11 protein-coding genes are annotated in these 12,777 nt (G+C 74.5%); 3 read left to right on the top strand and 8 right to left on the bottom strand.

All coding sequences use genetic code 11. The features are described from left to right. Window positions 1-75: 75 nt before the first annotated feature. Window positions 76-699 carry a TetR/AcrR family transcriptional regulator gene (locus tag ACQPZO_RS09385; RefSeq protein ID WP_433348842.1) on the top strand — a complete coding sequence of 208 codons (624 nt, stop codon included), beginning with the start codon at window positions 76-78 and terminating at the stop codon, window positions 697-699. Window positions 700-821: 122 nt separating this feature from the next. On the opposite strand, the gene ACQPZO_RS09380 is transcribed toward ACQPZO_RS09385, so the two are convergent. The 8 genes from ACQPZO_RS09380 to ACQPZO_RS09345 all read right to left on the bottom strand — a co-directional run bounded on the left by ACQPZO_RS09380 (window position 822) and on the right by ACQPZO_RS09345 (window position 9,162). Beyond that, window positions 822-1,718: a hypothetical protein gene (locus ACQPZO_RS09380; RefSeq protein WP_433348840.1), complete on the bottom strand. Its 897-nt coding sequence runs from the start codon at window positions 1,716-1,718 to the stop codon at window positions 822-824. After that, the gene (locus ACQPZO_RS09375) at window positions 1,715-2,200 is read right to left on the bottom strand and encodes a hypothetical protein (protein WP_433348838.1); all 486 of its coding nucleotides are present in this window, start codon (window positions 2,198-2,200) and stop codon (window positions 1,715-1,717) included. The genes ACQPZO_RS09380 and ACQPZO_RS09375 overlap by 4 nt, the downstream gene beginning before the upstream one ends. Window positions 2,201-2,344: 144 nt before the next feature. Continuing rightward, entirely contained in the window at window positions 2,345-3,829 is a 1,485-nt protein-coding gene (locus ACQPZO_RS09370; protein WP_433348836.1) for a hypothetical protein, read from the bottom strand. Further along, complete coding sequence (locus tag ACQPZO_RS09365) at window positions 3,787-5,229, bottom strand: M48 family metalloprotease (RefSeq protein ID WP_433348834.1); 1,443 nt, start codon at window positions 5,227-5,229, stop codon at window positions 3,787-3,789. Before ACQPZO_RS09365 ends, ACQPZO_RS09370 begins: the two co-directional genes overlap by 43 nt. Before the next feature lie 100 nt (window positions 5,230-5,329). Next, entirely contained in the window at window positions 5,330-6,013 is a 684-nt protein-coding gene (locus tag ACQPZO_RS09360; protein ID WP_433348832.1) for a TcmI family type II polyketide cyclase, read from the bottom strand. Window positions 6,014-6,160: 147 nt separating this feature from the next. Continuing rightward, window positions 6,161-7,387, bottom strand: coding sequence for a cytochrome P450 family protein (locus tag ACQPZO_RS09355; protein WP_433348831.1), 1,227 nt, complete (start codon window positions 7,385-7,387; stop codon window positions 6,161-6,163). Then, complete coding sequence (locus ACQPZO_RS09350) at window positions 7,384-7,704, bottom strand: putative quinol monooxygenase (protein ID WP_433348829.1); 321 nt, start codon at window positions 7,702-7,704, stop codon at window positions 7,384-7,386. Before ACQPZO_RS09350 ends, ACQPZO_RS09355 begins: the two co-directional genes overlap by 4 nt. A 207-nt stretch (window positions 7,705-7,911) precedes the next feature. Then, window positions 7,912-9,162, bottom strand: a complete 1,251-nt coding sequence (locus ACQPZO_RS09345; RefSeq protein ID WP_433348827.1) for a helix-turn-helix domain-containing protein — start codon at window positions 9,160-9,162, stop codon at window positions 7,912-7,914. 221 nt (window positions 9,163-9,383) lie between these two features. Between ACQPZO_RS09345 and ACQPZO_RS09340 the strand changes: the two genes are divergently transcribed. Next, complete coding sequence (locus ACQPZO_RS09340) at window positions 9,384-9,869, top strand: peptidase inhibitor family I36 protein (protein WP_433348825.1); 486 nt, start codon at window positions 9,384-9,386, stop codon at window positions 9,867-9,869. 153 nt (window positions 9,870-10,022) lie between these two features. Continuing rightward, window positions 10,023-12,755, top strand: a complete 2,733-nt coding sequence (locus tag ACQPZO_RS09335; RefSeq protein ID WP_433348823.1) for a CHAT domain-containing protein — start codon at window positions 10,023-10,025, stop codon at window positions 12,753-12,755. Window positions 12,756-12,777 lie beyond the last annotated feature (22 nt).

The raw sequence follows: 12,777 nt of genomic DNA, 5'->3' as shown, positions 1-12,777 counted from the left end.
ACGTGCCACGCCGGGACCCCGCGCGTTCCCCGGCAACCGCTTGCCACCAATTGACGGGTGTGGTTGCCTACTCACATGTCTCCGACCACCCGCACCAGGACGCTCTCCACCGCCGAGGAGCGGCGGGAGGACGTCCTGTCCACGGCCATCGGGGCGTTCGCGGCCCGGGGCTACTTCGGCACCACCACCGTCGAGGTCGCCAAGCGCGCCGGCATCTCCCAGGCGTACCTGTACCGGCTCTTCCCGGACAAGGAGTCGCTGTTCGCCGCGGTCACCGAGCGCTGCTTCGAGCGGTTCCGGGAGAGCCTCAGCGAGGGTGCGGCGGCGGCCCCGGGCAGCTCGCCCGAGGCGGTCCTGTCCGCCATGGCCGGCGCCTACACCCTGCTGATCCGGGACCAGGACCTGCTGTTGGTGCAGCTGCACGCCCAGTGCGCGGCGGTCTCGGTGCCGGAGATCCGGCGGGCCGTCCAGCAGGGTTACGCCCGCCTGGTCGAGTACACCCGCAGCGTCTCCGGCGGCAGCGAGGCGCAGGTGCGGGAGTTCTTCGCCAAGGGTGCGATGTGCAGCGTGGTGGTGACCATGGGCGCCGAGCAGGTCGACGCCCCGTGGGCCAGGACGCTTGTCGACGGGCCCGCGGGCACCGACCGGCGCGACGGCCCAGCCGACCGTCGCGCGGTCACCCTGGCAGTAAGCGAGTAATCAACCACTCCCTTGGCAGGTAACGTGATCGAGCTGGCGGCTACGCCGACCGGGCCGCCGGCACGGCATCGAGCCGGGCCGGCGCCGCGCCGGCCGACGCGCACTCCGCCGAGGGGGCCGGGTCAGCCGTCCCGGACCGTCCACAGCGCCTCGTACAGCGCGCCGGCGACCACGGCGGGCACGTCCCCGGCCCGGGCGCTGTCGATGTACACGACCCGGTACCCCTCCGCCGTGTACAGCGTCCCGCCGCCCCCGACCAGCCGGCGCTGGTTCTCCCCGGACATGGCCTGACCGGGGTTGGCGACCAGCCAGCGCAGCGCCGGGTCCACCCGGAAGGCGTCCCGGACGCCGGGAAGCAGGACCAGGTAGGAGTCGCCGCCCTTCGGCTCCGGCGCGGAGAACGGGTAGATGGTGATGATGCTCTTGCCGCCGGCCGTCCGCACCAACGGGGACTCGGTGACGAGCCGGGCGTACTCGGCCCGGGACAGCACCGTCTTCAGCACGGTGAGCGCGAACCCGGCCTGCCGGGTGGAGGGGTAGCTCTTGACCGTCTCGGCGTCGGGGATCAGCCGGCCGAAGGGCTGTCGGGCGCCGGCCAGCGGCACGGTGTCGAGGCTCTCGTCGTTGCCCATCAGCGGATCCAGCAGGTACTCCTCGCCGGCGGGGACCCGGGGCAGGGCCGGGCGGATGTCGGGGTGGCCGTGGTCCCGGGCCCAGGCGAGGAACGCGGCGATCTCGACCCGCATCGCGACGGTGTCCCTGGCCGACGCCGCCTCGTCGTCGTACGCCATGGTGTTGGTCCGGATGAAGCGGAACGCGCTGCGGTAGCCGGCGAGCCGGTCGGCAAGGACACCGGCGGTGCCCGGCGACGGGCCGGACCCGGCGGTCGGCAGGGTCGGGTCCCCGGCGGGCCGCCCGGCGTCGTCGCCGCATCCGACGAGCATCCCGGTCAGGCCGGCACCGGCCAGCCGGAGGGCGTGGCGCCTGCTCAGCGGCCGGCCGGCGGGACGCCCGGTCACCGGTCACCGCCGAACTGCCGCCGGATCAGCGCGGCGTACGCGGCCTCGGCGAGCACGGCGGCCCGGCGGCGGGACACCCCCACGCCCGGCGCGCTGGCCAGGATCGCGTCGCGGACCGTCTCGGCCTGCTCGACGAGTTCGCGGGGGATCACGACGTCGGTGCGCCGCCGGCGGCGTCGCCACCGGTCGGACAGCCGCCGCCAGCCCCGCCCGGCGGCCGGGACGGCGAGCGGGGTGAGTGCCGCTGCCAGCACCGGGTAGACGACCGTGACCAGCAGCGGCGCGTCCAGGCCGAGGCCGATCGCGGCACCCCGCCGACGCCCCCGCCGGCCGGGCCGGGCAGCGAGGTCACCGGCGAGCCAGGCTGCGGTCACCTCGGGCAGCAGGCCGGCCTCCTCCGGCGCGGCGGCCTCGATCACCTCCCGGGCGAGATCGCTGAGGTGCAGCAGGCCCGACTCGGACCTGGGCGTCGAATCCACCATGGCGCATCACCGATCCGTTCGTCCGCTGTGGAGCGGGAAGCCGTCGGGGTACCTCGAACCTGTGTAGCAGAACAGTCACAGCCCGCTGACCGGGATCGGTCGAGCGGTCGGGGCGGGTGGCCGTCCGTACGCACCCGAATGCCCTCAGGAGTCGAGGGCGTTCACGATCAGCCGGGCCGCCACGACCGCGAGGTCGTCGAGCAGGCCCTGCTCCTTCGGCTCCAACTGGTCCCGGAAGGGCCGCCCGTACGCGATCTCCGCCACCGCCACGTTGTGGCCGATCCCCACCACGACCATCGCCCCGCCGGTCACCGCGGGAAGACCGCCGACGGACGAGGACTCGGTGATCCTGGTCCGGCAGCTGTCGTACGGCAGGTCCGGCGCCGGCATGGCGACGGCCCACCGGCGCGACACCCCGTCGTCGGCGAGCGGCGCCGGCACAGACCAGCGGGGGCAGGCCGCCACGGTGTCCCCGGCCGCGGCGACGACCTGCTCCCCCGCGTCGGCGGACGGGTACGACGTCAGCCGCAGGTGCAGCGTGGCCCCCAGCGGTGGCAGGACGCCGGCCGGCACCTCCAGCCTGACCTCGCGGGTGGTCACCGCCGCGCGCAGCGCCTCGGCCTGCCGGACGGCGGCGAACCGGTCCGCACACGATTTCGGCCGCACGGTCGCCGGGTCGTCCGTGCCGGTCCACGCCACCGTGCGGGTCGGCGGCCAGTCCGACGGCAGGCCGCGTCGCGCCCCGGCCAGCACGGCGTCCGCCCCCTGCCGGGTGAGCGGCCGGCCGGGGGCGGTGCCCGCGGGACGGCCCCGGCCGCCGTCCGCCGCAGCGGGATCCACGCGCGCCGCCAGGAACCGGGCCAGGTCGCCCTGCCGGCCGGTGACCGGCACGGTCCAGCCGAGCGCCACGACGCAGGTCACCGCCACGGCTCCGGCGAGGGTCGCCACGGGTACCGGCCAGGCCCGGCGAGGCACCGGCGGGCGGCCGACCCGCTCCCGCCGCGCCGCCACGACGTCCCGGACCAGCACCGCTGCCGGGGTGGAGAAGAGCACCAGGGCCGTCAGCAGCCACCACGGCCGTTGCACGAAGGTGAGCGGGTGGGCCGGGCCTCGGCCGGCGAGCACCTCCCCGGCGTACCGGACGGTGCCGCTCACGGCCGTGACACCCGCGCCGGCCAGCCAGGCCACGGCCACCCCGCCGTCGGGGCCGCGCGCCCCCAGCGACAGCAGGAGCGCCAGCGCCACCCCCCAGCCCGCCGCCGCGCACGCCCACCAGCCGGTGGACAGCGGGAAGAACGCGGCGTCGTCGCCGACGAGCCGGTCGGCGAGCGGCGCGGCGGCAACCGCGCCGACGAGCCCCGCCGCGATGCCGGCGACCGCCACCAGCAGGGCGAGCCGGCGCACCGACCACCGGCCACCTCGGCCACTCGCCCTCGCGAGGACCGGCAGGACGCAGGCCGCCACCAGCGCCACGGCGGCCCAGCTCTGGAGGCGACCCGGCGTGCTCCACAGGACCCGGTCGATGGCCACGCTGTGCCACGCCCAGTGGCCGTACAGCAGCAGCGTGGCGGTGAGCGCGACCGCGGTCAGCAGCACCGCCGCGCCGAGCACCGACAGGAGCGCCGCCACGACGCGTCGGGCGCCGCCGGGCAGGGCCGCCGCCGCCTCGGCCAGCCGGCGGCGAGCGCGGCGACGCCGACGAGCGCCGGCACCAGCCAGGCGAGTGCGGCCGGCCCGAACCCGGCCGTAAAGGTGGCGTAGATCGACGCGGTCGTCCCGACACTGGGCAGGGCGCACCCGGCCGCCAGACCGACGGCGGCGCCGAGCACCCGCGCCCACCAGCGACGCCGGGTGGGCGCGGGATGGCGGATCCAGATCGGGATGGTCGCCGCCGCCCAGACGAGCGCGGCGACCGCCACCGCGAGGTCCTCCTTGTCCACGCCGAGCGGAAGGGGCGTGTCGGGGGTGTGCAGCAGCACGCGGCGGGTGCTCTGCAGGGCGGACATCGCCGCCAGCCCGATGACGGCCGCGACGGCGAAGCCGCCCTCCCACCGGTCGTCGTGCCCCAGCGCCGCGACCCGGCCGGACGGGTCCGGATGGGTGACGAACAGCCGGCCCGGCCTCCACCGCGCCGGGCTGCCGGTGGCCTCCCCGTCGTCGGCGGCGGCGACCAGCGCGTCCCGCAGGTCCCCCCGGGCGACGGCGAACCGGTCGGCGGCGTGCTCGCGGCGGCGCAGCACGGCGGCGCGCAGGATCAGCATCGCGGTCGCCGCCCCGGCCGCGATCGACAGCGAGACGGCGTACGACCCGGTCACGGCGGCGGGCGCGACCAGCACCGGGGCCATGGCCGAGAGGAGCGCCGGCACGACAAGCCACCCCGCCCACCACGTCGCCGCAGCCCACGACACCTCCCTGGCCCGGACGTGGGCCAGCTCGTGCAGCACCACCAGGTCGAGGACGTCCCGGCGGCCGTACGCGTGGGCGACGGGCACCACGACGACGGCCCGGCCGTACGGGACGGCGGTCGTGTACGCCTGCGCGTCGGCTGCCCCGACAGGCGCGACGACCACCCTGGGGCGCCCCCGGCCGCGCAGCCCCAACTCGTCGCACCAGAATTCGAACCGCTGCCTGATCCGCGCCGCCGCGTCCCCGTCGGGGGGCCGGCGCCGGCCCCGGCGGGACAGCCCCAGCCGCACCGACAGGCCGTCGAGGAACACGACCAGCCCCGCCAGCACCAGCATCGCCGTCCCACCGGTGAGCTGCGCCGCCTGGCGGGTGGCCTCGAACCCGGCGGCGCAGCGGTCGTACTCGGCACTGCGGCCCACCAGGCGGGCGACCTGCCCGCCGTCGGGCGGCAGGTCGTGCAGGGCGGCGCACGCCTGCACCTCGCCCCAGTGCCCGAGGTTGTGGACGACGAACACCACGTCGCCGACGCCCACCCCCACGGCCACGAGGGCGAGCAGCACCAGTAGGTGCAGCCAGCGCAGACCGGGTTCGGCCCCGGTGGCGGCGGAAGAGGGCTGTCCCACCACGCTTCACCATCCGCTCCGCTGTCGACGGTGGTCGGCTGAGCGTAGGTGGACGAGGGCGCGAAAGCTGTCGGGTCGGCGATCCCCGGCGTCGGGAGCCTCAGTCCTCGGCGCGCCAGCGGTAGAACTCCTTGGCCACCGCGTCCTCCGGGCCGCGCCAGGTCTCCGGGTTGTACGGGGTGATGAACGTGTTCAGGTCCTCCATGATCTTGGCGAAGGCCGGCTTGGCGTGGCTTTCCCGCATGGCCTGGGCGAACGCCGCGTCGGTGCGCTCCAGCAGGTGCAGGTAGACGTCGTCGATGGAGTACAGCCAGCGCCCGGTGACGCCCAGCTCGACCGGCAGCGATCCCGCGTCGGACTCGGCGAACACCCGCGCGACGTTGGGCTCCGCCCCGGGCTTGATCCGGGCGACGATGACGGTCATGTTCCCGTCGTCCGAGTCCGAGGCGGGCACCGATCCCCCGGTCGGAACCCAGCTGTAGAACTCCTTGGCGACGGAGTCGGACGGGTTCTGCCAGTTCTTCGGATACGGCGTCACGTACGGGGCGATGGCCTCGGCGATCTGCTGGAACGCGGGCAGTCCCCGGGCCTTGCCCAGCGACGCCTTCGGGTCCATGTTGCGCTCGATCACGTGGATGTACAGGTCGTCCAGTGACAGCAGGGTCCGGCCGATCACGCCGAGATCCTGCGGTCGGGTCGTCTTGTCGTAGTAGCCGAAGACGTCGCCGACGGTGCCCTCGCTGCCGGGGACGATGTGGCAGACGATCACGGACCGGTAGATCATGGCTGCTCCTCAGGTGGATGGACGTGAACCGGGCGGCATCGACCGGTGGACATGGATCGGGCGGACGCGAGCCGGGCGGCCATGGATCGGGCGGACATGGGGCGGGGCCGGGCGGGCGGGGCCGGGCGGGCGGGGCCACCGGGCGCGTCAGGCGGCGAACCGGACCGGCAGCTCCAGCAGGCCACGGAACGGCGACGCTGCCGGCAGCCGGCGCAGCTCGGTGACCGGCACCTCGAGCCGCAGCCCGGGTAGCCGGCGCAGCAGCGTCCCCATGCCGATCTGCGCCTCCATCCGGGCCAGCGAGACGCCCAGGCAGTAGTGCACGCCGTAGCCGAACCCGATGTGCGGGGCGCGCTCGCGGCGGACGTCCAGCCGGTCCGGGTCGGCGAAGTGCTCCGGGTCGTGGTTCGCCGAGTTGATCGCCACACCGACGACCGACCCGCGCGGGATGCACACGCCCTGGTACTCGACGTCCTCGGTGGCGATCCTCGGGCTGGCCACCGGCAACGGGCCGTCGAACCGCAGCAGCTCCTCGATCGCCGACGGCAGCAGCTCCGGCCTGGCCCGCAGCAGTTCGAGCTGGTCGGGGTGGGTGAGCAGGGCCACCGTCGCGTTGCCGATGAAGTCCGCGGTGGTCTGGTGCCCGGCGAACAGCAGCAGGAAGGTGGTGGTGACCAGTTCCTGCTCGGTCAGCTCCCCGTCGCGGTCGCAGGCGTCGACCAGCGCGCCGATCATGTCGTCGGCGGGGTGCGCGCGCTTGGCCTGCACCAGGTCGATGAGGTAGTGATGCAGGCGTAGCTGGGCCTCCTGCACGGCGGCCCGGTCCTTCTCGGGGCTGCGGTTGGCGGAGCCGGACGTCCTGATCACCTGCGTCCAGTCGAGGACCCGCTCGTGGTCGGACTCCGGAAGCCCGAGCAGGTCGCTGATCACCAGCATCGGCAGCGGGATGGCGAAGTCGCGCATCAGGTCGCACCCGCCCCGCGGGACGATCCGGTCGAGCAGCGTGTCCACGATCTCCGCCACGCGGGGGCGCAGCGCCTCGATCCGGCGCGGCGCGAACGCCTGCGACACGATCCGACGCAGCCTGGTGTGCTCCGGCGGATCCGAGTTGAGCATGTTCTTGTTCAACCCCTCCGAGTTCGGCCCGAAGATCCGCAGGTAGTGCTGTCCTGGCCCGTAGAGGTCCTTGGACAGTCTCGGGTCGGTCAGCGCCGTCCGGGCGTCGTCGAACCTGCTGATCAGGTACGAGTCGAACCGCGGCGAGCTGACCGGGCAGACGGGCCGGTCGGCCCGCAGCTGGGCGTAGCTGGGGTACGGGTCGGCGGCGAACGCGTCGGTGTACAGCTCCGACGCGGGGACGGGGTGCTCGGTCATCGCGACTCCTCGGGCTCGCTCCGCAGGACGTGCAGGACCTGGTACGTGTGCCGTTGCGCAGACTCGCGAAGCTCACGGACCACGCGCAGCAGCCGGTCCCGTTGCTCGCTTCGGCCGAAGGCGTCCAACCGCTCCCGGTCCGCCCAGTCGCTGATGATCAGGTAGCTGCGCGGGTCCTCGGCGTCGCGGACCAGGTCCTGACGCAGGCACCCGTCGAGGGTGCGGATCTGTTCGGCGGCCGAGAGCCACTCGGCCTCGAACCGCTGCTCACAGCCCTCCCTGGTGCGCATCGCGAGCACCGTGCGCACGCCCGTCATCCCGTGCCTCCGGGCACCCGCCGCATTCCGATCATGAGGTCTCCTTCGCCGGCCCTGTGCGAATGGAGTCTGCGGGGGCGGGCGTCACCCCAGCGTCACGGTGCGCCAGAAACTGTGGGCCACCGGTGACAGCCCGTTGACGCCCGCCCGGCCCGGCCGCCGCACGCCGGGGGATTGCGAGAAACCCGGGCCCGGCCGGCCCGCCCCTCACCCCCGGCTGGGATAGCGGCAGGCGGACCCAACCGCCTCGGCCAGCTGCCGCTGGTCGAGCGTCACCGGCACCGCCCCGCGCGGATCCTCCGGCCGAACCTGACGGGCCCGCACCAGACCGGTCGGGCTGTCGCCGCCGAGGCAGGCCGCAGCGACCAGGACGACCGGCCCACGAGCCGAGGGGCCCGGCAGCGCGTCGAGCCGGACGCTCGCCCCGACGGTCGGATCCCGCACGTCGACCAGCCTGACCTGCCGCCAGATTCGCTCGCCGGACGCCCCCGGGTCCCCGGCGGAGGTGGCGAAGCCCACGACGTACAGGTCCTTGCCGGTGGCCCGCAACGTCACGATCTCGGATCGGCCCGCCCCGGCGACGACGGACAGTTCGAGGCTGGTCGAGGTCGGACGGCCGTTGCGACAGTCCGACGCCCGCAGGTCACGCGGCGGGTTGCCGTGCACGACCGCGGAGGAGACGACCCCGCCGCCGGCCACCTTGAACCAGCGCACGTCCGGCATGCCGCCGGTGTTGTCGTAGACCTTCTCGCCGACGCAGAAGCCGGTGAAGCCGACCGTGCAGTCCGGCGGGATGGTGGTCAGCACGGATTCGTCCCGGGCCGCCCCGTCGCGCACGTGGGCGCCGCCCCCGTAGGTCACCCCGGTGAAGGCGGCCCCGTCCGGCACGGCGGGACAGCGCGCCGTACCGGGGGCCGTCGGGCCGTCGTCCGGCAGCTCGACCACCGTGACGACGGCGACGATCGCGGCGGCGACTGCGACGACGGGTACGACCCACCGCGGGCGCGGCGACCGGGGCGGCCCGTTCCCGGGGCGCCGCACCCCGGACGGCGCAACCGCCGACAGTTCGGGGCCCTCCGCACCCGCGCCGTCGCCCTCCGGGCTCGCCCCGCCGCCCTCCGTGCCCGCAGCGCCGACCTCCTCCGGGTCGCCGTCCCGCTCCCCCGCGACCTGCCGAACGGGCTCCGCCGGGCGCACCCGCTCCGCCGTCTCGTGCCAGCGCCGCCGCCACTCGTCGGGGTCGCCCCCACACGCGCCGACGTAGGCCAGCAGCACCTCCAGCGTCGGCAGGCGGGCTCCGCCGGCCGCCTCCGACAGGGTCGTCGCGCCGTAGCCGGCGGATCTGGCGAGCTGACGGTAGGTGGGGTTGCCCGCCTCGGCGCGGAGCTTGCGCAGTTCGTAGGCGAGGGCCTGTACCGGGCCGGCGGTCGGATCGACGGGTCTCTCCTGACGAGCCACTCAGCTCCCTTTCACCCAGAACTCGGAGCAAATCCGATTCATCGTTACCGACGCTGTCCAGCCGGGCCGGGCGGCTGTGGCGTTGCCGCTGGTGAACACACATTGTCCGGAGTTGATTGATCCAGGCCCGTGGGCCTCCCGATCAAGCGGGCCGGCGACTAGCAATGGACCCGGGACGTCATCGACGGTCCGCACCGGTTCACGAGACGAAGGAGAGAACGATGAAGGCACGAATGGTAACCATGACCGGCACAGCCCTCGGCACCCTGAGCCTGCTCGGTGTGTTCGCCGCACCGGCCGCCGCAGCGCCGCAGCGCAACTGCGCGGTCAACCTCGACACCGGGGCGGTAACCTGCGCGAGCAGCGAGGACCGGGCCCTGCGCGCGGTCGGCGCCCAGGCCAGTCTGGTCATCGCCCGCACCTACACCGGGGCGAACTACACCGGCACGGTGCTGGCCTGGGTCCAGGGCCAGGAGTGCACGCCGGCCTACGACGCCGAGTTGCAGTGGGACGACCTGCGCAGCACCGCGGCGGGCGACCTGAACAACAAGATCAGCTCGGTGCACACCTACCACCAGTGCGACGTGAAGCTCTTCGACGGGATCAATTTCACCGGCGCGTCGTCGACCTGGATCGACCAGGCGCCCGTGCTCGGAAACATCGGTGACGGGTGGGGCAACCGGGCGGGTTCGATCAAGTTCTCCTGACCGGCAGCCGGCCGGTCGGCAACCGCTGAATTCGCACCACCACCGATAAGTCGCCGAGGGCTCCCGGACGGATTCGACTCCGTCCGGGAGCCCGTCCGGCGCCCGCCGTCCGTCAGGTCCAGTCGTCGGGCTGAACATGGCGAGGGGGAACGCGTGGACGAGGCGGCCGGCATCACCGAACGGTGTGTCGCCATCAGCCGGGCGGCCTTCGGGCGGGGCGACCTGGACGCGGCGGTCGCCGACCTGCACCGGCTCCCCGCCGGGTTGGCCGTCCGGGGCGTCCTGGCGGCCGATCTGCTGCCCGCGCTCCTGCGCTCCGTCCCGCCTGGGGACCGGAACCGGACGCGGCAGATCGCCGACCTGCTGGAGATCGCCGAACGACACCCGCCCGACACGGCGGAGTGGCCACAGGTGCGCGCGGCGGCCCGCACCATAGCGCTGCTGCGGGCCGGTGCCGACGGGGAGGTGGCGGACGAGCGGGCGATGCTCACGGAGCTGGACTCTCTCCTCGACCAGGTCGGCGGTGACGACAACCCGGCGACCGCGCCGCTGGTCGGTTCGGTCCGGGCCATGCTCACGTACCTGCAGGCTCTCGAGAGCGGCGACGAGGCCGCGCTGCGGCGCTTCCCGGACGAGGCGCGCCGGATCCGGAACCGGCTGGCCGGCAACCCCGCCATGGCGCACCTCGCGGACACCTTCGCCGGCCTCGTGGACGTCCTCGGGGCGCACCATCGAAACGAGGACCTGCGGCCGTCCATCGACCAGCTCGGGCAGACCGTCGAGCACCTGCCACCGGACGACCCGCTGCGGAGCGCCTTCGAGGAGATGGCGACCTTCGCCGGTCCGTTGTCCGGAATGTACGACGACAGCCCGGACACCCCGGCGACAGCCCTCACCGACGAGCAACTCGCCGCCATGACAAACCTGACGCTGCGGCCGGAACTCGGCGCGGAGGGCCGGGCGTCGTACCACGGGAGCATCGGCAGCGTGGCCGTCTACTCCGGCTGGGGGGCCGACCCGGCCCGCGTCGAGCAGGGCATCGAGCATCTCCGCACGGCGGTTGCCCTCGCCGGCCCCGACAGCCCCAAGCGCCCAGTCCACCTGCTGGGGCTCGCGGTCGCCCTGTACCACCGCGGCGACCTCACCGGCTCCACCCGGGACGTCGAGGAGGCGGACGGGCTGCTCGAGCAGGCGCGGACGCTGGCCGGTGGTCCGGCGCACCCGATGTGGGCGGGCATCAACGAGATGCTGTCGTACACCCGGCGGCGGCGCGGAGCCGTGCCGGACCCGCACAAGGCGGCCCTGGAGGGACTCCAGGAACACGCCTGGAAGGTGTTGCTCCAGTCCGACCTGCCGGCCGCGAACCGCGCCGCGCGCCGGGCGGCCCGGGACGCGGTCGACGTCGCCCGGCAGTGCCTTGTGTTCAACGATCCGGACGCCGCTATCCGGGCCCTCGACGCCGGCCGGGGACTCGCCCTCCACGCGGCCACCGAGGTCCGCAACATCCCCCGTCGCCTCGACGACGCCGGCCGGCCCGACCTCGCGCGCCGCTGGCGGGAGGCCGCGGCGGCCGGCTCGGCGGAGAGCCTCCCGACCGACCTGCGCCACGAGGTGCTGACCGTGCTCGCCGCCCCGGATGGCGGCGGGGCAATGCTCGACGCGCCGGGCCTCGACGAGATCCGCACCGCCCTGGCCGCCCTCGACGCCGACGCGCTCGCCTACCTGGTGCCGGGGGACGGGCCGGTGCCGGGTTTCGCGGTCATCGCACCGCAGCGGGGACCGACCGGCTACATCCCCCTGCCCAACCTGCACGTTCGCAACGACCTCGACGTCGAGCGGTACCTCAGGGCCCTGGCCCGGCGGGACGCGGCCGTCGCGGACCCGGGCCGGGACCTGACCGCCCTCGACGATCCGACCGACTTCGCCGCCAGCCTCGACTCGATGTGCGACTGGGCCTGGCGGGCGGCGATCGGCCCGCTGGTGGAGCGATACCTGCCCACGCTCGCCCGTCCCGACGCCGACCGGCCGCCACGGGTGGTCCTGGTGCCGATGGGGGAACTCGCCCGGTTCCCGTGGCAGGCGGCCCGCCGGTCGGACGGCACCTACGCGGTGCAACTGGTCGCGTTCTCGCAGGCCGCCTCGGCGCGCATGCTGTGCCACTCGGCCGCCCTAGCCCCCGTGCCGCCCACACCGGTCGGCCTGGTGGTGGGGGACCCGGACACCGGTGACGTGGCGCCGGACCTGGCTGCGGCCCGGGCCGAGGCTTACGCCATCCATCGGTCCTTCTACCCCGGCGGGAGGTACGTCGGCCGGCGGGTGGACGGCTCGCCGAGCAGGTCCGGGCCCGGCAGCGTCGACGAGGTCCGGGACTGGCTGACCAGCACCAGCCCGGGCTCCGGCGCCATGCTGCACCTCGCCTGCCACGGCGTCATCAACACCGACCCGGAGTCCGCCACCTCCTACCTCCTGCTCGACGGCGGCGGGCGGTTGACCGCCGAGGAGCTGATCGAGCTGACGGCACGGTCGCCGGACCGCGACATCGGCCTGATCGTGCTCGCCGCCTGCCGCACCGGTCTGGCGATCAACGGGTACGACGAGGCGTACAGCCTGGGCACCGCGTTCCTCGCCGGCGGGGTCCGGTCGGTGCTCTCGACCCAGTGGGCTATCCCCGACCGGGCCACCTCGGTGCTGATGTACATGTTCCACCACCACGTGATGGCCGAGGGGCTGCCCGCGTGGGAGGCGCTGCGGCGGGCGCAGATCTGGATGCTCGACCCCGAGCGGTCGCTCCCGGACCGCATGCCTGCGCGGCTACACCAGCAGTTGCACCACGAGGAACTCGCCCACGTCGCCGCCTGGGCCGGTTTCGTCCATTGGGGATGGTGAGCCGCCGGATGGTGGCCCCGGG

This window comes from Micromonospora sp. CA-111912, from assembly GCF_050948415.1.
Taxonomy (GTDB): domain Bacteria; phylum Actinomycetota; class Actinomycetes; order Mycobacteriales; family Micromonosporaceae; genus Micromonospora.
The sequence above is the reverse complement of the archived record's forward strand: the minus strand, read 5'-3'. Positions and strand labels throughout refer to the sequence as shown.